20 protein-coding genes and 1 tRNA gene are annotated in these 19835 nt (G+C 76.8%); 10 read left to right on the top strand and 11 right to left on the bottom strand.

The window, feature by feature from the left end; all coding sequences use genetic code 11:
• Positions 1 to 87: 87 nt before the first annotated feature.
• Positions 88 to 639: a YbhB/YbcL family Raf kinase inhibitor-like protein gene (locus tag IEY94_RS14105; protein WP_189170599.1), complete on the top strand. Its 552-nt coding sequence runs from the start codon at positions 88 to 90 to the stop codon at positions 637 to 639.
• A gap of 79 nt (positions 640 to 718) precedes the next feature.
• Here the strand turns inward: IEY94_RS14105 and IEY94_RS14100 are convergent, their stop codons facing one another.
• Both IEY94_RS14100 and IEY94_RS14095 read right to left on the bottom strand, forming a co-directional pair.
• Entirely contained in the window at positions 719 to 1369 is a 651-nt protein-coding gene (locus IEY94_RS14100) for a potassium channel family protein (RefSeq protein ID WP_189170598.1), read from the bottom strand.
• On the bottom strand, positions 1370 to 2041 hold the full coding sequence (locus IEY94_RS14095) for an HdeD family acid-resistance protein (protein WP_189170597.1): 672 nt from the start codon (positions 2039 to 2041) through the stop codon (positions 1370 to 1372).
• A gap of 264 nt (positions 2042 to 2305) precedes the next feature.
• On the opposite strand from IEY94_RS14095, the gene IEY94_RS14090 reads away from it, so the two are divergent.
• A tRNA-Arg gene (locus tag IEY94_RS14090) sits at positions 2306 to 2378 on the top strand.
• A 118-nt stretch (positions 2379 to 2496) separates the two neighbouring features.
• Here the strand turns inward: IEY94_RS14090 and IEY94_RS14085 are convergent.
• From IEY94_RS14085 to IEY94_RS14070, 4 genes are read right to left on the bottom strand one after another with little or no spacing between them, the layout of a single operon-like run.
• Positions 2497 to 3420 carry an NsdA family TPR-like regulatory protein gene (locus IEY94_RS14085; protein WP_189170596.1) on the bottom strand — a complete coding sequence of 308 codons (924 nt, stop codon included), beginning with the start codon at positions 3418 to 3420 and terminating at the stop codon, positions 2497 to 2499.
• Positions 3417 to 3824, bottom strand: a complete 408-nt coding sequence (locus IEY94_RS14080) for an arsenate reductase ArsC (RefSeq protein WP_189170595.1) — start codon at positions 3822 to 3824, stop codon at positions 3417 to 3419. The genes IEY94_RS14085 and IEY94_RS14080 overlap by 4 nt, the downstream gene beginning before the upstream one ends.
• Complete coding sequence (locus tag IEY94_RS14075) at positions 3814 to 4572, bottom strand: aquaporin (protein WP_189170594.1); 759 nt, start codon at positions 4570 to 4572, stop codon at positions 3814 to 3816. Before IEY94_RS14075 ends, IEY94_RS14080 begins: the two co-directional genes overlap by 11 nt.
• Positions 4569 to 4928, bottom strand: coding sequence for an ArsR/SmtB family transcription factor (locus IEY94_RS14070; RefSeq protein ID WP_189170593.1), 360 nt, complete (start codon positions 4926 to 4928; stop codon positions 4569 to 4571). The genes IEY94_RS14075 and IEY94_RS14070 overlap by 4 nt, the downstream gene beginning before the upstream one ends.
• Positions 4929 to 5029: 101 nt before the next feature.
• On the opposite strand from IEY94_RS14070, the gene IEY94_RS14065 reads away from it, so the two are divergent.
• Positions 5030 to 5488 carry an ArsI/CadI family heavy metal resistance metalloenzyme gene (locus IEY94_RS14065; protein WP_189170592.1) on the top strand — a complete coding sequence of 153 codons (459 nt, stop codon included), beginning with the start codon at positions 5030 to 5032 and terminating at the stop codon, positions 5486 to 5488.
• Positions 5489 to 5516: 28 nt separating this feature from the next.
• Here IEY94_RS14065 and IEY94_RS14060 read toward each other — a convergent pair whose 3' ends face one another.
• Positions 5517 to 5906 (bottom strand): hypothetical protein, encoded by a 390-nt coding sequence (locus IEY94_RS14060; RefSeq protein WP_189170591.1) that lies wholly within the window; start codon positions 5904 to 5906, stop codon positions 5517 to 5519.
• A 457-nt stretch (positions 5907 to 6363) separates the two neighbouring features.
• Between IEY94_RS14060 and IEY94_RS14055 the strand changes: the two genes are divergently transcribed.
• The gene (locus IEY94_RS14055; protein ID WP_189170590.1) at positions 6364 to 6717 is read left to right on the top strand and encodes a hypothetical protein; all 354 of its coding nucleotides are present in this window, start codon (positions 6364 to 6366) and stop codon (positions 6715 to 6717) included.
• Positions 6718 to 6838: 121 nt separating this feature from the next.
• On the opposite strand, the gene IEY94_RS14050 is transcribed toward IEY94_RS14055, so the two are convergent.
• The 4 genes from IEY94_RS14050 to IEY94_RS23575 all read right to left on the bottom strand — a co-directional run bounded on the left by IEY94_RS14050 (position 6839) and on the right by IEY94_RS23575 (position 12557).
• Positions 6839 to 7630: a S1 family peptidase gene (locus IEY94_RS14050; protein WP_189170589.1), complete on the bottom strand. Its 792-nt coding sequence runs from the start codon at positions 7628 to 7630 to the stop codon at positions 6839 to 6841.
• Positions 7631 to 7639: 9 nt separating this feature from the next.
• Complete coding sequence (locus IEY94_RS14045) at positions 7640 to 8476, bottom strand: trypsin-like peptidase domain-containing protein (protein WP_189170588.1); 837 nt, start codon at positions 8474 to 8476, stop codon at positions 7640 to 7642.
• A gap of 104 nt (positions 8477 to 8580) precedes the next feature.
• Positions 8581 to 11475 (bottom strand): type I polyketide synthase, encoded by a 2895-nt coding sequence (locus IEY94_RS14040; RefSeq protein WP_189170587.1) that lies wholly within the window; start codon positions 11473 to 11475, stop codon positions 8581 to 8583.
• Positions 11472 to 12557 carry an acyltransferase domain-containing protein gene (locus tag IEY94_RS23575; RefSeq protein WP_268244840.1) on the bottom strand — a complete coding sequence of 362 codons (1086 nt, stop codon included), beginning with the start codon at positions 12555 to 12557 and terminating at the stop codon, positions 11472 to 11474. The genes IEY94_RS14040 and IEY94_RS23575 overlap by 4 nt, the downstream gene beginning before the upstream one ends.
• Positions 12558 to 12702: 145 nt before the next feature.
• On the opposite strand from IEY94_RS23575, the gene IEY94_RS14030 reads away from it, so the two are divergent.
• The 6 genes from IEY94_RS14030 (at position 12703) to IEY94_RS14005 (ending at position 19764) form a co-directional block, all read left to right on the top strand.
• Entirely contained in the window at positions 12703 to 13728 is a 1026-nt protein-coding gene (locus IEY94_RS14030; RefSeq protein WP_189170664.1) for a ketoacyl-ACP synthase III family protein, read from the top strand.
• Positions 13729 to 13773: 45 nt separating this feature from the next.
• Complete coding sequence (locus tag IEY94_RS14025) at positions 13774 to 16869, top strand: ATP-binding protein (RefSeq protein WP_189170586.1); 3096 nt, start codon at positions 13774 to 13776, stop codon at positions 16867 to 16869.
• Between the two features lie 172 nt (positions 16870 to 17041).
• Positions 17042 to 17395 (top strand): AbrB/MazE/SpoVT family DNA-binding domain-containing protein, encoded by a 354-nt coding sequence (locus tag IEY94_RS14020; protein ID WP_189170585.1) that lies wholly within the window; start codon positions 17042 to 17044, stop codon positions 17393 to 17395.
• A 77-nt stretch (positions 17396 to 17472) separates the two neighbouring features.
• A complete protein-coding gene (locus IEY94_RS14015; protein WP_229783841.1) occupies positions 17473 to 17703 on the top strand; it encodes a hypothetical protein in 231 nt (76 codons plus the stop codon).
• A 229-nt stretch (positions 17704 to 17932) separates the two neighbouring features.
• Positions 17933 to 18925 (top strand): ATP-binding cassette domain-containing protein, encoded by a 993-nt coding sequence (locus tag IEY94_RS14010; protein ID WP_189170583.1) that lies wholly within the window; start codon positions 17933 to 17935, stop codon positions 18923 to 18925.
• Positions 18922 to 19764: an ABC transporter permease gene (locus IEY94_RS14005; protein WP_189170582.1), complete on the top strand. Its 843-nt coding sequence runs from the start codon at positions 18922 to 18924 to the stop codon at positions 19762 to 19764. The genes IEY94_RS14010 and IEY94_RS14005 overlap by 4 nt, the downstream gene beginning before the upstream one ends.
• Positions 19765 to 19835: the final 71 nt, after the last annotated feature.

Below are 19835 nucleotides of genomic sequence, written 5' to 3'. Positions count from 1 at the left end.
CGCAGTCTATCGGCGCCGCCGGGGGTCACGTTTTGTCGGCCTCTGCCGGGGTACGCCCGGGACCGTTGATCCGCCGCGGAGGTGAGCATGAGCAGCACCCGAGTCAGTGACGAGCACGAGCCGTTCGGCCGGCCGCCGGAGCCGCTGGGCTTCCCGTACGAGGCGCCGCTGCGCGGGGTGCCGGGCGCGCTGCTCACGGTCCGCAGCGACGCGTTCGACGAGCACGCCCCGCTGCCGCCGCGGCTGTCCCGGCCGGGCGGGAACGTGTCGCCGCCGCTGGCCTGGTCCGGCGTGCCGGACACGGCCGAGGAGCTGATCCTGCTCTGCGAGGACCCGGACGCCCCCGGCGACGAGCCGTTCCTGCACTGGCTCGTCACGGGCATCGACCCGCACACCGCCGGGGTCGGCGAGGGCCGGGTGCCGCCGGGCGCCCGGGAGTGGCCGAACGGGTTCGGCGAGACGGGCTGGAGCGGCCCGCAGCCGCCGGTCGGGGACGGCCCGCACCGGTACGTCTTCCGGCTGTTCGCGGTCGACGCCCCGCTGGACCTGCCGGCGCACCCGGACCCGGCGGACGTGCACCGCGCGCTGGCCGGGCACGAACTGGCGGGCGCCGCGACCGTGGGCACCTTCGCCCGCTGACCCGCTGCTCGCTTCGGCCGGGTCGCGGCACGGTCGAGGCGGCGGGTCGCGAGGCGGCCGGCGGACGGCGCCGCGGGGCTCAGTGTGGGTCCGGGTGGTCGGGGCGGGGCTTGCGGGTCCAGGCGCTGACCACCGCGCCGACGATCGCCACCAGGTACAACTGCCCGACCAGCGCCTCGGACAGCGTGACCGCCCGGGCCGCGTCCCCCACCGGGGTGAGGTCGCCCAGCCCGACGGTCGTGATCGTGATGACGCTGAAGTAGAGGAAGCCGGCGGTGTCGTCGGCCCGGTCCACCCCGTGCACGTACGGCCCGGCGGTCACCGCGGCGAGGAGCTGGTGCAGGGTGGCGAAGAACAGCGCCAGCAGCAGGTACACCGACAGTGCCCCCGCCACGGCCTGCTCCTCGGTCGCGGGCCGCAGCACCGTACGGCCGACGGCCGCGGTCGCCGCGGCGACGACCAGCAGCATCGCCCCCGCGGACAGCGCCACCGCGAGGTCGCCGGCCCCGGTGACCGACGCGGCGACGCTGAGCCCGAACGCGACCCCGGCCACGGCCAGCGCCGGGGCGAGCCGGCGGCGCCGCCAGCGCAGCGCGCCGACCAGCGCCACCGCCACCCCGGCGATCCGCAGCGGCCCGGTGAACGCCGTCGTGTCGAACGCGACGATCAGCGCGTACACCAGCAGCAGGGCGACCAGGGTGACGGCCGGACGGCGCGCCCCGCCCGCCACCTAGGGCAGCGCCCGGCGGAGCTGGAACGCCGACGCCACCTCGATGGCCCCGATCGCGAGCGCGCTGATCCCGATCATCAGCACGAGCGCGGTCAGCGACATCTCGGGCATGACCAGGAACATGATCCCGACCGCCAGCGACACCAGCCCGAGCGCCACCAACGCCATCCGCGCCCCGCCCCCGGCCCGGAACGCCATGATCATCGCGGACACCCCGCTGAGCATCCACGCCACGGCCACGATCGCCGCCAGCAGCCCCACGCCCCGGGCGAGGTCCCGCAGGCAGGCGACCCCCGCGATGAGGAACACCACCCCGGTCACCCCGGACATGACGTGCTCCCCCACCCCGCCGCCGCGCGGCAGGAACGCCCCGAGGATCCGCGCGAACCCGGCCACCAGCAGCCAGGCCCCCAGCATGACCGCCAGCACGGTGATCGACGCGTTCGGCCAGGCCAGCGCCGCGATCCCGAACGCCATCGTGGCCGCCCCCAGCACGGCCAGCGCCCGCCACGCGAACGGCGCCTCCTCGATCACCGGCCGCTCGGCGGCCATGCCGGCCGCGGCCATCCCGGCGGCATTCATCTCCGCGGCGGGGGTGGTGGCGACGTCGAGGGGCGGCAGGTCCGCCGGGGTGAGGTTGGTACCGGCGCGAATGGTCCCGTGCTTGGCCATGGTGCCCTCCGGAGGTGCGCGGGGTCCGACCGTCCCCGCCTCGGCGGGGTACCGGCACGGGCCGGGGTGGGCTGCTCGTCGCGGCGGCCGCGCGGGACCGGAAGCAGTGCGCTCCGGTACTGCGTGGGACGACCGGATTTGCAGGGCTTTCTTGCGGATCGTACCGCCGGGTGGGGGGTGGGAGCGGGGATCGGCGGGGGCCGGGGCCGGTGATGCGGCGGGGGTCGGCGGGGTGGGTGGGGCGTGTAGGCTGAGTGCTCGCGCGCCCTCGTAGCTCAGGGGATAGAGCAACGGTTTCCTAAACCGCAGGTCGCAGGTTCGATTCCTGTCGGGGGCACCCTGCTGAGCTGGGAAAAACCGCTCAAACGTAGATCAAATCCCGGTCACTCCCCGTATGGGGACATCCCGGGGACAACCTGCGCCCGAAAGGCGAACATTCGCCGTTCTCGACGGCGTCAAACGGCGAGCGCGTGCAGCGCATCCTTGACCGCCGTCGGCGCGGCCGCCCGCTCGGCCAGGGCGAGCGTTCGGGCGACGATGCCGGCCACCCGCGCCGTGCGCGCTGCCCCGCCCCGGGCGCGCAGCTCCCCCGCCACCCCGGACGCGTCCGACCACGCCCCGACGGCCACCAGGTCGTGCAGCAGCCACGCTCGGTACAGTGCCGCGTCCCGGCCCTGCCGCGGGGGCAGCACCGCCACGCTCCGCGCCGACAGGTCCACCGCGCCGCGCAGGTCGCCGACGGCTGCCCGGATCCGCGCCTCGTGGATGGCCAACTCGGCCTCGTGCAGCCACCACGTCCACTGTGGGTCCTCGATCCGGACGCTGTCGGCCAGCAGTGACCGCGCGGCGGCCAGAGCATCGAGGGCGGCATCCCGGTCGCCGAGCAGCGCCAGGCCGCGGGCGCGACGGACGGCGAACATCGCCCGTACCCGCTTGGATCGCGGCCCCCCGGCGAGCGCCCGGTCCGCCAGCGCCAGGGCCTCGGTGCCCCGGCCGAGGTGGGCGGCCTGCATGGACAGGTGCGAGACGAGGAACCGCTCCATGTTCACGTCGCCCGCGCGGCGTGCGATCAGCAGTGCCTCGCCGGCGAGCCGACGGGACGCCGGCTGGTCGTCGGCGTCGTGGGCGATCCAGGCGGCGACCTCGCCCAGCTCGGCGACGACCGCGGCCGCGTCGCGGGCGGCCCGCGGGTCGGCGCCGAGTCGCGCTGCCGCCGTCCGGAACTCCGCGGCGGCGCGGGGGGCGAGACCGGTCGATCCCCGGATGGTGTCGAGGGTTACCAGGTCATCGATGGTCCGGTACAGGGCGGCGATGTCGCCCGGGGTGAGTCGGCCGGCGGTCGCGCGCGGGCTCGCGGGGAGATGCGGCGGGTTGCTCATCCGGTGCCAGTCAGGTCGGTCAGCAGGTGTTGCACGCGGGTTCTGATCTCGTCGCGTACCCGGCGGACCACGTCGAGGGGTTGGCCGGCCGGGTCGGTGAGGGCCCAGTCCTCGTACCGCTTGCCCGGGAACACCGGGCAGGTGTCGCCGCAGCCCATCGTGACGACGACATCGGCCGCCTCCACCCACTCCCGGCTCAACGCCGTCGGAGCGCCCGAGCTTATGTCGATGCCGACCTCGGCCATCACCCGTACGGCCGTGGGGTTGACCCGCTCCCCCGGCGCCGACCCGGCCGACCGGACCTCGACCCGGTCGCCGCCGAGATGACGCAGCCACCCGGCGGCCATCCGCGACCGGCCGGCATTGTGGACGCACACGAACAGCACGCTCGGCCTACCGGCCACGGGTGGCCTCCTCGGTGTCGACAGTCGGCGGATCGTCGTGCGGGACGACCACGTCGGCGGCACCCCCGGCCGACGGGTAGAGCGCCGCCAGCAGGCCGAGTGCCAGCAGCAGGCCGGCCACCTGGGCGCCCACGAAGCCCGGTACCGAACCCGGCGCGATGCCGGTGAACGTGTCGGAGAACGCGCGCCCGACGGTGGCCGCGGGGTTGGCGAACGCCGTCGAGGACGTGAACCAGTACGCCGCGCCGATGTACGCGCCCACCGCCGCGGGCGCCTGCGCGGTCCGGCCGGAGCGGGCCAGGGCGAAGATCAGGGCGATCAGGCCGGTCGTGGCGACAGCCTCGGCCAGCCACAGGTGGGCGCCGGTGCGGGCGGTGTGGGCGAGGCTGACCGGCGGCAGGTCGAACATCGTGTTGGCCAGGACGGCGCCGGCGATCGCGCCGGTGACCTGCGCCGGTACGTAGCCGCCGAGCGCGCGGGCGGTGAGGCCGGTGCCGCGGCGGCGGCCCAGCCACCAGTCGGCGGCGGACACCAGCGGGTTGAGGTGGGCGCCGGAGACCGGGCCGAACGTCAGGATCAGCGCGCCGAGGGCCAGCGCGGTGGCGAGGGAGTTCGCCAGCAGCCGGACGGCGGCGTCGTGCGGGGACAGGGTCTCGGCCATGATCCCGGAGCCGACGACGGCGAGGACGAGCAGCGCGGTACCGGTGAACTCGGCGAGCAGGCGGCGGGCGAGCGGCGGGGCGGTCACGTGGCGGGGGTGGCGAGGGCGAGCAGCGCGCCGAGTTGGCGGAGCGCGTCGGGGCGGACGCGGTACCAGACCCAGGTGCCGCGGCGCTCGCCGGCGATGAGGCCGGCCTCGCGCAGTACCCGCAGGTGGTGGGAGATCGTCGGGCCGGACAGGGCGAAGCCCGCGGTCAGGTCGCACACGCAGACCTCGGGCGCCGAGGCGATCAGCGAGAGCAGGCGCAGCCGGACCGGGTCCCCCATCGCCTTGAACATCGGCGCCACCGTCGCGGCCTGCGCGGCGTCGAGCGGGCTGACCGACAGCGGCGGGCAGCAGGCGACGGCGCCGGGGTTCACCACCGGCAGCTCTTGTTTCGACATGCTTCTAGCTTGACAGTTCTCGAAACAGCGTGCAAGGCTGGGACCCTGATTCGATAGCCATCTAAGCAGAAGCCGGGTGACCGGCGGTCGGGAGAATTGCCATGTCCCGTGTTCAACTCGCGCTGCGGGTGTCCGACCTGGAGGGCTCCGTGGCCTTCTACACCAGGCTGTTCGGGGTGGAGCCCGCGAAGCGCCGGCCGGGCTACGCCAACTTCGCCGTCGCGGACCCGCCGCTCAAGCTGGTCCTCCTCGACGGTGCCGCCGGCGAGCCGACCGCGCTGGACCACCTCGGGGTCGAGGTCCTCACCGGGGCGGAGGTCGAGGCCGCCGCCGAGCGGCTGGCCGGCGCCGGGCTGGCCACGGTGGCCGAGAACGACACCGAGTGCTGCTACGCGTTGCAGGACAAGGTGTGGGTCCGCGGGCCCGGCGGCGAGCCGTGGGAGGTGTACACCGTCAAGGCCGACGCCGACCGGCGCGACAAGCCGGCCGGCGCGGCGTGCTGCACCCCGGCCGGCGCCGGCCGGCCGGTCACCGCCGGGGCACCGGCGGGCTGCTGCTGACGCCCAGCGGGGGGCCGCGCGGCAGCGGTCAACGCAGTACCGGTCCGCGCGGCGCCGGGCCGCGGGCGCGGCGGGTCAGCCCCGGGTTCAGCCGGACCTCGGCCGCCTGCCAGCAGTCGGCCGCCAGCACCGCCACATCGGCGCCGCAGCGGCAGCGCCGGTTCCAGCCGTCGCCGCCGGCCGGGCCGCAGCAGCCCGCGGAGCGGGCGGATTCGGGGTGCGGTTCCAGGTGGACGACGTCCGCGGGGTTCAGGACCACGATTCCGCGCTGCGCCGGGTCGCCGGGCGGCGGCGGGGCGGTCGCGTACCGGCCGGCGGGCACAAGCGGGCCCGCCTCGGTCTGGGCGGTCGGCAGGGGCATCTCCGCCACGTTCGCGGTCAGCCGCGCGCCGCACCGGCCGCACACGAACAGCGTCATGCCACCATCCTGCCCGCCGACCACAACTACCTTTCGGGGGCGCCATGACGTCGCTGACCTCATGGCGGGTCGGTGTCGGCGTTCGGTGGCCAGGCTCCGACCCGATCCGTCCGCCCGCGGCAAGGGTTCGGCCCGACCAGCCCGCCCCCGATCCGGGCGGCCCGGTGCCGGCCGATCCGCGGCCGTTGACCGGAGTCGGGGTGCGGCGACGATGCCGTCGCCCGGCCGGCGTCACGCTTGCGGGTGGTGCGGTCGCCGGCACTGCTCCGCACTCGGAAATTAGGTTAGCCTTTCCAAATCAGCCTGTGCCGTCATGGGCCCGCGGTCCGATCCACTGTGGGCGGCCATGACTCCGGCCACCCGGCGCCCGCCCGACGTACGAACGCGGCGCCCCGCCGGCCGGGCACCCGCTCCGGTGGCGGTCGCGGACCGCCCGGGTGACGTGAGGAGAGTCCCGATGTTCCAGCGGATGCGCCGCATCAGCGCGGCGGCCGTGGCGGTCGGCGCCGTCATTGCCGGTACGGCGGTGGTCGCCGCCCCGGCGGAGGCCCGCGCGTGCCACCCCCGCCGCGGCATGACGCTCGCCGGCGGGCAGTTGGGGGCCTACCACTACCTGGTCTGCGGTACCCAGTCGACGCCGCAGCCGATCCAGATCCGGCGGTACGACGGGCCCCTGCCGGTGAACCCGACCGGCACCTGGACGACCGTCGCCACCGGCACCGGCGGGGCCAACTACCAGTGCACGAGCAGCGCGACCAAGTACTGGTCCATCGAGGGCGGGTACAACTCCCGCCAGTTCGCCTGCACCTGACCCACGTCGACCGGGCGCCGACCGGCCGGTGACCGGCGTGGGCGCGCCGGCCCCGATCGAAGGGGCCGGCGCGCCCACGCCTCGGCCTCCCACGAACGGGCCGATCGCGGGGTCCGGGACCTCAGAACCGCGTCCCCGGCTTGATGCCGGTCGTGTCGGCGATCCACTTCGCGGTGCCCTGGTGGGCCAGGGAGAGGTGGGCGCAGATCCCGTTCATGGTGCCGTTGCCGTTGCTCCACGACGTGACGCCGACGACGGCGCCGGTCCGGTCCAGCAGCGGGCCGCCGGAGTCGCCCAGCCAGCAGAGGCCGTCCACCGGCTTGAAGATGAGGTCGACGCCCTCGGTCAGGTCGATGGGGCTGGTGACCGGGCTCTGCGAGTAGCGCGCGACGGTACCCTCGGCGACCTTCAGCACCGGGCTCGGGTTGTCCGGGTCGACCCGGCCCCAGCCGTAGTTGAGGACCGACGAACCGATGGCCGGGCCCTTGTCGCTGTACGGCAGGATCTTGCCGGGGGCGTTCGCGTCGTCGATCTCGACCAGCGCCAGGTCGATCTTCTTCGGGTGCTTGATGACCCGGACGATGTTGGGCCGCGGGCCCTCGCTGCGCTTGATGGTGTTGGTGGACACCTGGGTGTAGGTGTACTTGTCCATGATGCAGTGTTTCGCGGTCAGCACCCAGGTCGGGCCGATGCGCATGGAGCCGCAGATGAAGCCGCCGTTGCCGGGGATGTCCGTCTTCACGTGCAGGCCGGTGGCGCCGGGGTTCTGCTCCAGCGACGTCAGCTCCTTGCCGCCGACGATGCGGGTGGACGGCGTCGGGTCGGCGGCGCGGTGCGCGGCGGCGACGCCGGTCGCCGGGAGCAGCGCGGTGATCGCGAGCGGGGCGCAGAGGGTCCAGAGGATTCGGTTCACGGCAAGTCCTTATCGGGTGGGGGTGGGTGTCGGCGGTTTCGGGAGCCGGCAGGTGGGGGTGGTCGGGTCGATCTCCCGGCGCTCGTTGAGGCACTCGGTGAACAGGTACGTCTGCGTGCCGTAGCCCGCCTTCGGGGTGACCGTGACCCGGCCGTCCTCGTCCACCTCGCACGGGTTGTTGAACTGGCAGTTGCCGCCGCCCATCGGCGTGGTGTTGTTGACGCCGACGACGAGGCCGGTGGCCGGGTCCACGATCGGGGAGCCGGAGGTGCCGGGGATCACGGGGCACTCCGGGTAGCGGATCGCGTCCCGCCAGACCCAGGTGCCCTCCTTGAGCCGGTGGACCTGCTTGTCGTACGTGCAGCGGTAGATCTTCTTCTTCGCGCCGGAGGTGACCACGATCCGGATGCCGGGCGCGGGCGGGCGGGCGGCGAGGGTCAGCGCGGAGATCCCGGTGCGCTCGCGGACCTCGGCGTACGTGGCGGCGAGGCGGTAGATCAGCGCGTCGGTGTCGCGCATGGTGCCGTACTCGATCCGGTCGGCCGGGAAGCCGGTGCCGGTGCCGTCGCCGTCCGGCGGGAGGACGAGCGCCGTGCGCTTGCTGGGCTCCCGGTAGATCACCTGGTCGGCCGTGGGGAAGCCCTTCTCCCAGCAGTGGCCGTTGGTCAGGACGAGCGCCCGGTCGGTGTCGGCGGACTGCGTGAACCGGACCAGCGAGCCCGAGCACGTCCAGAGGTTGACGATGCCGGCGTACTCCCCGGCGGGCGGCGGGCCCGCGGCGGCCGGCGCGGCGGTGCCGGCCAGGATCGCGGCCGCGGCGGCGGCGAGCAGACTCTTCGGACGCACGGCACACCCCTTCGTTCGGCGAGGTACGAGCGGTCACCGTAACGATCGACGCAGGGCGATGGGAGGGGTTCGTGCAAGTGTGGAACCGCGCCGGAAACGCGAGGTCAGAGCGGGTCGTCGCCGCGCAGGGCCGCGGCCAGCGCCGCCGGGTTCGGGTGGTCGAACAGCAGGGTGGCCGGCAGCTCCCGGCCCGTCCGGCGGGCCAGGTCGTCGCGCAGGGCGACCGCCATCCGCGAGTCCAGGCCGAGGTCGGTGAACGCCCGCTGCGGGTCGACCGGGGTGCCGTCCGGCCAGCCGAGGGCGACCCGGGTGCGGTCCAGAACCAGGGTGGCCGGGTCCGCGGCGGCCGGGCCGGCGGTGGTGGGGCCACCGGTGGTGGGGCCGCCGGCAGCGGGACCGCCGGTGGTCGGGCCGGCGGCGGGCGGGGCAGCGGCGATCGGGCCGTCCGTCCACGCGGTCGGGGTCGGCAGCGGGCGGGCGAAGGGGTAGCGCGGCAGGTCCACGAGCCGGGCCGGGCCGGCCGCCGCGCGCCAGTCGACCGGTACCCCGGCCAGGCTCGCGGCGGCCACCAGGCGGGCCACGCCGGCGGGCTCGTCGGGGTCGCCCAGCGGGGCGGCCCGGGTGGCGTCGGGGACGGTCTCCGCCGCCGCCGTGGTCAGCGCGTGCCCCGGGCCGGCCTCGACGAGGAGGCGGGCGCCGAGGTCGTGCGCCCGGCGGACCGCCGCCGCGAAGCGCACCGGCGCGCGCAGGTGCCGGGCCCAGTGGTCGGGGGTGACCGCGGCGAGCGCGTCGCCGGTCAGGGCGGAGACCAGGGTCGGGCCGGACGGGGTGCGCCAGTCGACCGCCGCGGCCGCGGCGCGCAGGTCCGCGGCGGCCGGGTCCATCAGCGCGGAGTGGTTGGCGCCGGACACCCGCAGGCGGCGGGTGCGGCGGCCCAGGCCGGCGAAGTGGTCGGCGGCGGCCCCGACGGCGGCGGCGGTACCGGAGAGGACGACCGAGCGGGGGCCGTTGACGGCGGCGATGCTCAGGTGGGTGCGCGCCGCGGCGGCCGCGCGGTGGGCCTCCTCCTCCGTCGCCTGGACGGCGACCATCGCGCCGCCGGGCGGCAGGGCGCCCATCAGGCGGCCGCGGGCGACGACGAGGCGGCAGGCGTCGGCCAGCGGGAGCGCGCCGGCCAGGTACGCGGCGGTCAGCTCGCCGAGGGAGTGGCCGACCAGCAGGTCCGGGACGATGCCGAGGGTGCGGAGCAGGTCGCAGGTCGCGACGGTCACCGCGAAGACGGCCGGCTGGGTGTGGGCGGTGTTGTCCAGCAGGTCGGGGCGGTGCCAGAGCAGGTCGGTCAGCGGTACGCCGAGCGGCTCGGACAGGTGCCCGGCGAGCCGGTCGAGGCTGCGGGCGAACGCCGGGTACGCCCCGTAGAGGAGCCGGCCCATGCCGGGGCGCTGTGCGCCCTGGCCGGGCAGGAGGAAGGCGATCCGGCCGTACGGGCGGGCGCCGGTCACGACGGCCGGGTCGGGGGCGTCGGCGGCGAGGGCGCGCAGGGCGCGGGCGGCGGCGGGGCGGTCGGCGGCGACGACGGCCGCGCGGGCGGGCAGGGCGGCGCGGGTGTCCGCGAGGGACAGCGCCACGTCGGCCAGCGAACCGGCCGGGGCGGGGGTGGCCAGGTGGTCGGCGAGGTCGGCGGCGCGGCGGCGCACGGCCGCCGCGTCGTGGCCGCCCAGCAGGAGCGCCACGGGCCGGGCGGCCGCCGCGGGGCGGGTCGCGGGCGCCGGGTCGGGCGGGGACGCCAGGATCACGTGGCAGTTGCTGCCGCCCATGCCGAACGACGACACCCCGGCGACGGCCGGGGTCCCGGCCGGCCAGTCCCGCAGCTCGGCGCAGACGCGCAGCCCCAGCGCCGCCAGGTCCACCGCCGGCCGGTGGAAGTGCAGGCTCGGCGGGATCCGGCGGTGCCGCACCGCGAGCGCGGCCTTCAGGAAGCCGGCGATCCCCGCCGCCCCCTCCAGGTGCCCGATGTTCGTCTTGATCGAGCCGACCAGCAGCGGCGCGTCCGGCGGGCGGTGGCGGCCCAGGGCCGCGCCGAGGGCGGCGGCCTCGACCGGGTCGCCGACGGGGGTGCCGGTGCCGTGCAGTTCGACGTAGCCGACGGCGGCGGGGGCGAGGCCGGCGCGGGCGTACGCCTCGGTGAGGAGGCGGTGCTGGGCCTCCGCGCTGGGCGTGGTCGGGCCGGCGGCGCGGCCGCCGTGGTTGGCGGCGGTGGCGAGGATGCGGCAGTGGATCCGGTCGCCGTCGGCCAGCGCGCGGCGCAGCGGCTTGAGGACGGCGACGGCGCCGCCCTCGCCGCGGACGTAGCCGTCGGCGGCCGCGTCGAACGTCCGGCAGCGGGCGTGCGGGGACAGGGCGCCGATGGCCTCGACCGTACGGTCGGCGCCGGCGCGCAGGTTGAGCTGGACGCCGCCGGCCAGGGCTAGGCCGCACTCGCCGTGCTGGATGCTGCGGACCGCCTGGTGCACCGCGGTCAGCGACGAGGACTGTCCGGTGTCGACGGTCAGGCTCGGGCCGCGCAGGTCGAGGGCGTACGAGACGCGGTTGGCCAGGAAGGCGCGGGCGGTGCCGGTCAGGGTGTACACGCCGGGCGGGGCGGCGGCGCTGCGCACCGCGTGGTCGTCGGCGCTGGCGCCGATGTAGACGGCGGTGTCGGTGCCGGCCAGGCGGTCGGCGGGGAGGCGGGCGTCCTCGATCGCGTGCCAGGCCAGTTCGAGCAGCAGGCGCTGCTGCGGGTCCAGCGCGGCGGCCTCGGCGGGCGGGATGCCGAAGAACGCCGCGTCGAAGCCGTCGGCGTCGGCCAGGTAGCCGCCGGGGCGGCGGTTGTCGCGGCCGGGCGGGGGCGGGCCGACCGCGTCGCCGCCGCGGGCGAGCAGGTCCCAGAGGGCGGCGGGGTCGTCGGCGCCGGGCAGCCGGCAGGCCAGCCCGACGACCGCGACCGGCTCGGCGGTCACCGCCCCGCCGCCGGCGCAGCCGGGCGGGCCGGGGGTGCCGCCGGGCCGGGTGGCGGCTCGGCGACCGGGCGCGCCGGGGTACGGACGGCCGCGCCGGGCCGCGCCGGGGTCGGCGGGGTCGGCGGGCGCAGGCGGGCCAGGGTGGTCGCGAACGTCGCGCGGTCCGCCGCGTCGCCGCGCGGGCCGTCGGGCAGCAGCGGCAGCGCCGGGCGGCCCGCCCGGCGGGCCAGGGCGCTGAGGCTGCCGCCCGGGCCGGCCTCGACGAACACCCCGTCGTACGCGGCCAGGACCGTCCGCAGGGCGGCGTCGAACCGGACCGTCCGCTCGGCCTGGCGGGCCCAGAACCCCGGGTCGGTGGCCTCGGCCGCGGTCAGCGGCGCGCCGGTGTATCCGGAGTAGACCGGCAGGGCCGGCGGGCGCAGGCGGACCCGCTCCCAGTCCGGCAGCGACGCGGTGACCGCTGCGGCCACCAGCGGGCTGTGGAACGCCTGCCGGGCCCGGGCCCGGCGGTGGGTGAGGCCGCGGGCGGCGCAGGCGGCGGCCACCCGGTCCAGGGCCGGGTCGGTGCCGGCGAGCAGCAGTTGCCGGGCGGCGTTGACCGCCGCCAGGTGGACGTCGGCGCCGAGCAGGTCGGCGACCTCGGCGACGGCGGCGGCGACCGCGAGCATCCCGCCGGGCGGGGTGTCGGCGAACTGCCGCATCCGGGCGCGCATGACCCGCATGCCGTCGGCGAGGTCGAGGACGCCGGCCAGGGTCGCGGCCGCCAGCTCGCCGACGCTGTGGCCGAGCAGGGCCGCGGGGCGGGCGCCGCGGGCGAGGACCGCGCGGCCGAGGGCGTGGTCGACGGCGTACAGCAGGGGTTGGGCGACGGTCACGTCGTCGTACGCCGGCGACGGGCGCGCGGCCAGCCATTCGGCGCGCAGGCCGGCGGCGGCGTCGCCGAGGTGGTCGAACGCCTCGTCCATCGCGCGGCTGAACGCCGGGTCGTGGCCGTACAGGCCGGCGGCCATCCGCGGGTACTGGGCGCCCTGGCCCGGCAGGAGCAGGGCGACCCGGTCGGGGTCGATCGTCGGTTCGCTCACCGGACCTGGATACGGGCCGCGGTTCGAGGCGCGCCGGAGGCGCGTTGGACCGGCGCTGCTCCGCCGCCGCTCCAGCCGCCCCCGAACAACGCCGCCGACGCTGCCGGGGCGAGGGACCCGCCCGGGGTACCCGGGAGGGGGTGCCGTGACCGCGCTGCACGTCGCCGGCGTCGGCCTGTACGTGCCGGAGCCGACGCCCGTGGCCGAGGTCGCGGCCAGCGGCGCGGCCGACTGGCGGACCATCCGGCGGACGGGGCTGCGGTCGGTGGCGGTGGCGGCGGAGTCCGGCCCGGACCTCGCGGTGCGCGCCGCCCGGGCGGCGCTGGCGGCGGCCGGGCGCGGCCCCGGCGACGTGGACCTGGTGCTGCACGCGAGCACGTACTTCCAGGGCCACGACCTGTGGGCGCCGGCCTCGTACGTGCAGCGGCGCGCCCTCGGCAACGCCTGCCCGTCGGTCGGCGTCGGGCAGCTCTCCAACGGCGGGATGGCCGCGCTGGAACTGGCCGCCTCGCACCTGCGCGCCGAGCCGGCGCGGCACAGCGTGCTGATCACCACGGGCGACCGGTTCTGCCCGCCCGGCTTCGACCGGTGGCACACCGACCCGGGCACGGTGTGCGGGGACGGCGGCACGGCGGCGGTGCTGTCCCGGCGGGGCGGGTTCGCGCGGCTGCTCGGGCTGGTCACGGTGTCCGATCCGGAGCTGGAGGAGCTGGGGCGGGGGGCGGACCCGTTCGCCGCCGCCGCGCTCGCCGCCCGGCGGCCGATCGACCTGGACGCGCACCGGCCGGGGCTGCTGCGCCGGTACGGGATGACCGCGCTGCTGGACCGGATCCGGGCCGGGCAGCGGCGGGCGTACGACGGGGCGCTCGCGGCGGCCGGGGTCGGGGCGCGGGAGATCGACCGGTTCGTGCTGCCCAACCTGGGGCTGCCCCGGGTCCGGCACCAGTTCCTCGAACCGCTGGACGTGCCGCTGGAACGCACCGCCTGGGAGTGGGGCCGGACGGTCGGCCACCTGGGCGCCGGCGACCAGTTCGGCGGGCTGGCCCACCTGCGCCGGGCGGGGGCGCTGCGGCCGGGGCAGCTCTGCGCGCTGGTCGGCGCCGGGGCGGGCTTCGCCTGGTCGACGGCGATCCTGCGGATCGAGGAGGCCGCCGCGGCCGGGGAGGACTGACCGGGCGGCCCGGCGGGCGGGTGGCCCGGGTAGGGTCGAGCTGTCATGGACGCCCTGCCGCCGGCCCTGCTGGGCCGGAGCCACCCGACCGCGGTCCTGCGCGCGCGCCTCGCCGCCGCGGTCGCCGGCCGCGGCGGCCTCGTCCTGGTGACCGGCGAGCCCGGCATCGGCAAGACCTCGCTCCTGACGCACGTGGCCGACGAGGCCCGGGCCGGCGGGGCGCTGGTGCTCACCGGCTGGTGCTCGAACGTCGACCGCGCCCCCGGCTACTGGCCGTGGGTGCAGGTCCTGCGCGGGCTGCGCCGCGGCGTCGGCGCCGGCGAGTGGGCCGGGCTGGCCGCCGCGGGCGGGCCGCGGCTGGCCGCGCTGCTCGGCGAGGCGCCGGCCGCCGACGCCGCCGCGGAGCCGTTCGCGCTGTCCGACGCGGTGACGTCCGTCCTGGTCGAGGCCGCGCAGCGGCGGCCGGTCGCGGTGATCCTGGACGACCTGCAGTGGGCCGACCCGGCGTCGCTGCGGCTGCTCCGGTTCGCCATGCGCGAGTCGTGGTTGCAGCCGCTGCTGCTGGTCGGCGCGTACCGGGACGTCGAGGTGGCCGAGCAGCACGCGCCGGGCGCGCTGTTCGCCCCGCTGACCGAGAAGGCCACCAGCGTCACGCTGACCGGCCTCGGCCGGGACGAGGTCGGCCGGCTCATCGCCCGGACCGCCGGCCGCGAGCCGGCGGCGGACCTGGTGGACACCGTCCTCGGCCGGACCGGCGGGAACCCGTTCCTGGTCGAGCAGGTCGCCCGGCTGTGGGCCTCGGTCGGCTCCGCGACCGCGATGGCGGCGCCGATCAGCGACGCCGTCCGGGCCCGGCTGGACCTGCTCGCCGCGCCGGTGGCCGAGCTGCTGACCGCGGCGGCCGTCCTGGGGCGGCGGTTCCACCACCGGGTGCTGGCCGCGGCCGCGGGGCAGCCGGTGGACGCGGTGGACGCGCTGCTCGAGGACGCCGTCGCCGCGCGGCTGGTGCTGGTCGAGGGCGACGGGCGGTTCGGCTTCACCCACGACCTCGTCCGGGAGGCGCTGTACGACGGGCTGCCCGCGGACCGGCGGCAGCGCGCCCACGCCGCGGCGGTCCGGGCGCTGGACCGGCCCGGCGCGGCCGACCGCAGCCGGGCCGCCGAGCTGGCCCACCACGCCCACCTGGCCGGCGCCGCGCTGGACCGGGACCGGCGGGTCGCGCTGCTGCTTGCCGCCGGCCGGGAGGCCGGCACCTGGCTGGCCGCCGAGGAGGCCGTCGGGCACTACCGCCGGGCGCTGGCGCTGCTGACCGGCCACGACCCCCGCCGGCACGCGATCGTCTCGCTGGACCTCGCCCGCGAGCTGCACCGGCTCGGCGAGCGGGACGCCGCCCGGCGGATCTTCCGCGAGGTGGCCGCCGCCGCGCGCCGGGCGCCGGACCCGGACGTGCTGGCCCGGGCGGCGCTGGTCCTGCACGGCCTCGGCGACGACGACGCGCTGACCGCGGCGCTGCTGGCCGAGGCGCACGGCCGGCCCGCGGGCGGCCCGGCGCCGGACTCGGTCGACGACCTGGCCGAGAGCCTGACCCGGCGGGTGGCGACGGCGGCCCGCCGGGGCGACGACGACGAGGCGCTGGCGTTCAGCCTGTGGGCCCGGCTGGACGCGCTGCGCGGCCCCGGCGCGGCCGGCGAGCGGCTGGCGCTGATCGACGAGCTGGCCGCGGTCGGGCACCGGCGGGGCGACCGGGAGCTGGAGTACTTCGCGGCGTCGCTGCGCTGGGTCGCGCACCTGGAGCGCGGGGACCCGGCCTACCTGGACCACTTCCGCGCGTTCGTGGCACTGGCCGACCGGGAGGCGCTGGCCCGGTACGCCAACGCCGCGTACATCGACCGGTGCGTGGTCAGCGCGCACACCGGCCGGTTCGCCGAGGCCGAGGCGCACCTGGGGCGGGCGCTGGCGCTGACCGAGGCGCGGGAGAACCTGGACGTCCAGTACGTCGACGAGCACCTGCGCTGGACCCTGTGGCTGCTCCAGGGCCGGTTCGACGCGCTGGACGGCCTGCACCGCAGCCTGGCCGGCACCGGCCACCCGCACCCGGACCTGCTCGCGGCGATCACCGCCGTGGAGCGCGGCGACCCGCGGCCGGGGCTGCGCTACCTCGCCGAGCCCGCCGCGCTCCCCCGGGCCGTGCAGCCGCTGCGGCTGCGGCTGCTCGCGCACACCGCCGCCGCGGCCGGGGACGCGGACCTGTGCCGGGCGGCGACGGAGGCGCTGACGCCGGTGCGGGGGCAGTGGCTGGTCTCGCTGTACGGCGCGGACATCAGCGGCCCGGTGGACCTGTGGCTGGGCCTCGTGCACGCGGCCGCGGGGCGGTGGCCGGTGGCGGCCGAGGCGCTGGCCGCCGCCCGCGAGTCGGCCGACCGGCTGCAGGCGGCGCCGTGGTCGGTGCTCGCCCGGGCCCACCTGGCCCGGCTGCTGGCCGACCGGGGCGACCCGGCCGCCGCCGGCGCGGCCGCCGAGGCCCGGGCGGCCGCGGCGGCGCTGGGCATGGCGCACGTGGTCGCGCTGCTGGCCGCCCCGGCCGCGGCGCCGGCCGGGGCGGAGTTCCGGCGCAGCGGGTCGACGTGGACGCTGGCCTTCGCCGGCCGGACCGTGCGCATCGGCGACGCCAAGGGCCTGCGCGACCTGCACGCGCTGCTCGGGCAGCCGGGCGTGGACGTGCCGGCCGTCCGGCTGCTCAGCCCCGAGGGCGGCGACACCGTGGTCGCGGCGCGCGGGCTGGGCGGCGACCCGGTCCTGGACGAGACCGCGAAGGCGCAGTACAAGCGCCGGCTCGGCGACCTGGACGAGCAGATCGAGCGGGCGCTGGGCCGCGGCGACGACGGCCGGGCGGCCCGGCTGGACGCCGAGCGGCAGGCGCTGCTGCGGCAGCTCCGCGACGCGGTCGGGCTGGGCGGGCGCAGCCGCCGGCTCGGCGACGAGGCCGAGCGGGCGCGCAAGGCGGTGACGGCCCGGATCCACGACGTCCTGCGGAAGCTGGACGAGCGGCACCCGGAGCTGGCGGCCCACCTGCGCGCGGCGGTCACCACCGGCGCGACCTGCCGGTACCTGCCGGAGTCCGAGGTGCGCTGGACCCGCTGACGCCGGGTATGCCGCCCTCGATGCGTCGAGGGGGGTGAGGGCGGATGACGCTGCCGGGGGCAATAGTGATGCTACTGCTGTTCGAGCCACATAAGGGAGATAATTGTTGCCGTTTTTCTGTAAAGCAGCTTTGCGGCTTGACGGTTTAGCGGTACAGGCGCACGCTGGGGGCATGAGTGCGATCCCGGTACCCCCGCACCGCGGCACCCCGGCCGCCGCAGAACTGTTCCACGACTTCGTCTCCGTACAGGGCCGCGGGACGGTGGCCCTCCCGGCGGTGCTGCGCAAGCGGTACGGACTCGACAAGCCCGGCGCCCAGGTCGAGATCACCGAGCGCGCCGACGGCGTCCTGGAGCTACGCCCCAACGTGGCCGTGCCCGCCCGCGAGGCGTGGTTCTGGGATGAGCGCTGGCAGGCCGGGGAGCGCGAGGTCGACGCACTGGTCGCCGCCGGCAGGACCGCCACCCACGACACGGTGGACGACTTCGCCGCGCACCTGCGCAAGCTCGACGCCGACGCGTCGTGAAGTTCCAGACCACCGACCGATTCGATCGCGACTACAAGAACCTCCCGGCCGAGCACCGTCGGAGGTTCGCTTCCCTGATGGCCGACTTCAGCGCCGCCTGCGACGACTACGCCGCGGCGCCGGGCACCTTCACCCGGCCGGCGCGGCTGCGGGTCTCCCCGATGCGCAGCGTGTCCGGCATCTGGGAGATGACCTGGTCGTTCACCGGCCCGGACGGCCGGGCGACGTTCGAGTTCTTCCCGCTCGACGGGCAGACCGCGGTCCGCTGGCGCCGCATCGGCCGCCACGATATCTACACCGACCCCTGACCCTGCCGCACCACCGTGACAGCGGCGCCCGTGCGAAACGCCACGGGCGCCGCTGTCGCGTCAACCACTCGTCGCGGTCGTGGTTCCATTCGCGGACGCCGCGGAACGGCTGGCGCGGGGCGCCGGGGGATCTAGCGGGGTTCTGGCGGGGTTCTGGCGCCTCATGGGTGTGGCCGGAGCGGCCGACCGCCGCCGGGTCACACCCGTTGAGAGCCGAATGGAGACGAGCATGGGCGACTCCACAGCCCACCCCGCGATCGAGACAGCCGGACTGGTCAAGGTCTTCGGCAAGGCCAGGGCCGTGGACGGCCTGGACCTGCGGGTGCCCGCGGGCACCGTGTACGGGGTCCTCGGCCCGAACGGCGCGGGCAAGACCACCACCGTCCGGATGCTGGCCACGCTGCTGCGCCCCGACGGCGGGCAGGCCCGGGTGTTCGGCCACGACGTCGTGCGCGAGGCGGCCGCGGTGCGCGGCCGGATCAGCCTGACCGGCCAGTACTCGTCGGTGGACGACGACCTGACCGGCCGGGAGAACCTGATCCTGCTGTCCCGGCTGCTCGGCCACCGGTCGGCCGCCGCGGGCGAGCGGGCCGCCGAGCTGCTCGACGCGTTCGGGCTGACCGCGGCCGCCGACCGGCAGGTGAAGAACTACTCGGGCGGGATGCGCCGCCGGCTGGACATCGCCGCCAGCATCCTGAACACCCCGGACCTGCTGTTCCTGGACGAGCCGACCACCGGCCTGGACCCGCGCAGCCGGAACCAGGTGTGGGACATCGTCCGCGCGGTCGTCGCGCACCGGACCACGGTCCTGCTGACCACGCAGTACCTGGACGAGGCCGACCGGCTCGCCGAGCGGATCGCGGTCATCGACACCGGCCGGGTCATCGCCGAGGGCACGCCCGGCGAGCTGAAGTCGTCGATCGGGGCGGGCACGGTGCACGTCCGGCTGCGCGACGCGCACCAGCGGGACGCGGCGAGCAAGCTGCTGACGCAGGCGCTCGGCAGCGCCGAGCCGGTCGAGGGCGACCCGGCGGCGCTGGCCGCGCGGGTGGACGCGCCCGGCGGCGAGGCGGCCGCGGAGCGGGCGGCGGCGGCGCTGCGCGACCTGGCGCACGCGGGGATCACGGTGGACGACTTCTCGCTGGGGCAGCCGAGCCTGGACGAGGTGTTCCTGGCGCTGACCGACCGGCGCGGCGACGTCCGGGAAGGGGTGCCGGCATGACCAGCGCGACGGCGGGTGCGGACACGTTCGACCCGGTACCGGAGACCATGGGGCGGCTGCTGAACCGGCGGCAGCGGCCGAAGCCGCCGAGTGCGTTCGCGGCGTCGGCGGCGTTCGGCTGGCGGGCCATGCTCAAGATCAAGCACGTGCCCGAGCAGCTCTTCGACGTGACGGTGTTCCCGATCATCATCACGCTGATGTTCACGTACCTGTTCGGCGGCGCGCTGGCCGGCTCCACGACCGAGTACCTCCAGTACCTGCTGCCCGGCATCGCGGTGACCAGCGTCCTGCTGATCACCATGTACAGCGGCATGGGCATCAACACCGACGTCGCCAAGGGCATCTTCGACCGGTTCCGCACGCTGCCGATCTGGCGGCCGGCGGCCCTGGTCGGCGCGCTGCTCGGGGACGTGCTGCGGTACGTGCTCGCCGCCACCGTCATCACCTGCGTCGGCCTGGTCCTCGGCTACCGGCCCGCCGGCGGGGTGCCGGGCGTGGCCGCGGCGATCGCGCTGATCGTGCTGTTCGCGTTCGCGTTCTCCTGGATCTGGATCATGTTCGGCCTGCTGCTGCGGTCGGAGAAGTCGGTGATGGGGATCAGCATGCCGGTGATCTTCCCGCTGACCTTCCTCAGCAACGTGTTCGTCGAGCCGCGGACGATGCCCGGCTGGCTCCAGGCGTTCGTCGAGCTGAACCCGATCACCCACCTCGTCACCACCGCCCGCGGCCTGATGGCCGGGACGGTGCACGCCGGCGGCCTGACGTACGTGCTGGTCTCCTGCGCCGTCCTGCTGGCCGTGTTCGGCACCCTCTCGATGCGCCTCTACAACCGCAAGTGATCCGGGGCCGGCGCGGCGTGCGCCGGCCCCGCCCCGCCCGGCGGCCGCCGGGCCCGATCGAAGGAGATCCC

Origin of the sequence: Pilimelia anulata, assembly GCF_014647895.1 — a bacterium.
GTDB classification, from domain to species: Bacteria; Actinomycetota; Actinomycetes; order Mycobacteriales; family Micromonosporaceae; genus Pilimelia; species Pilimelia anulata.
Note: the sequence above shows the minus strand (reverse complement) of the source record. Positions and strands in the feature narration are given on the sequence as shown.

Excerpts from the sequence above, each read along its gene's own strand:
- IEY94_RS14060 (WP_189170591.1), bottom strand. The coding sequence starts at position 5,906 with ATGACGCTGTTCGTGTGCGGCCGGTGCGGCGCGCGGCTGACCGCGAAC.
- IEY94_RS14025 (WP_189170586.1), top strand. The coding sequence starts at position 13,774 with ATGGACGCCCTGCCGCCGGCCCTGCTGGGCCGGAGCCACCCGACCGCG.
- IEY94_RS14015 (WP_229783841.1), top strand. The coding sequence starts at position 17,473 with ATGGCCGACTTCAGCGCCGCCTGCGACGACTACGCCGCGGCGCCGGGC.
- IEY94_RS14095 (WP_189170597.1), bottom strand. The coding sequence starts at position 2,041 with ATGGCCAAGCACGGGACCATTCGCGCCGGTACCAACCTCACCCCGGCG.
- IEY94_RS14055 (WP_189170590.1), top strand. The coding sequence starts at position 6,364 with ATGTTCCAGCGGATGCGCCGCATCAGCGCGGCGGCCGTGGCGGTCGGC.
- IEY94_RS14065 (WP_189170592.1), top strand. The coding sequence starts at position 5,030 with ATGTCCCGTGTTCAACTCGCGCTGCGGGTGTCCGACCTGGAGGGCTCC.
- IEY94_RS14010 (WP_189170583.1), top strand. The coding sequence starts at position 17,933 with ATGGGCGACTCCACAGCCCACCCCGCGATCGAGACAGCCGGACTGGTC.
- IEY94_RS14070 (WP_189170593.1), bottom strand. The coding sequence starts at position 4,928 with ATGTCGAAACAAGAGCTGCCGGTGGTGAACCCCGGCGCCGTCGCCTGC.
- IEY94_RS14020 (WP_189170585.1), top strand. The coding sequence starts at position 17,042 with ATGAGTGCGATCCCGGTACCCCCGCACCGCGGCACCCCGGCCGCCGCA.
- IEY94_RS14105 (WP_189170599.1), top strand. The coding sequence starts at position 88 with ATGAGCAGCACCCGAGTCAGTGACGAGCACGAGCCGTTCGGCCGGCCG.
- IEY94_RS14085 (WP_189170596.1), bottom strand. The coding sequence starts at position 3,420 with ATGAGCAACCCGCCGCATCTCCCCGCGAGCCCGCGCGCGACCGCCGGC.
- IEY94_RS14005 (WP_189170582.1), top strand. The coding sequence starts at position 18,922 with ATGACCAGCGCGACGGCGGGTGCGGACACGTTCGACCCGGTACCGGAG.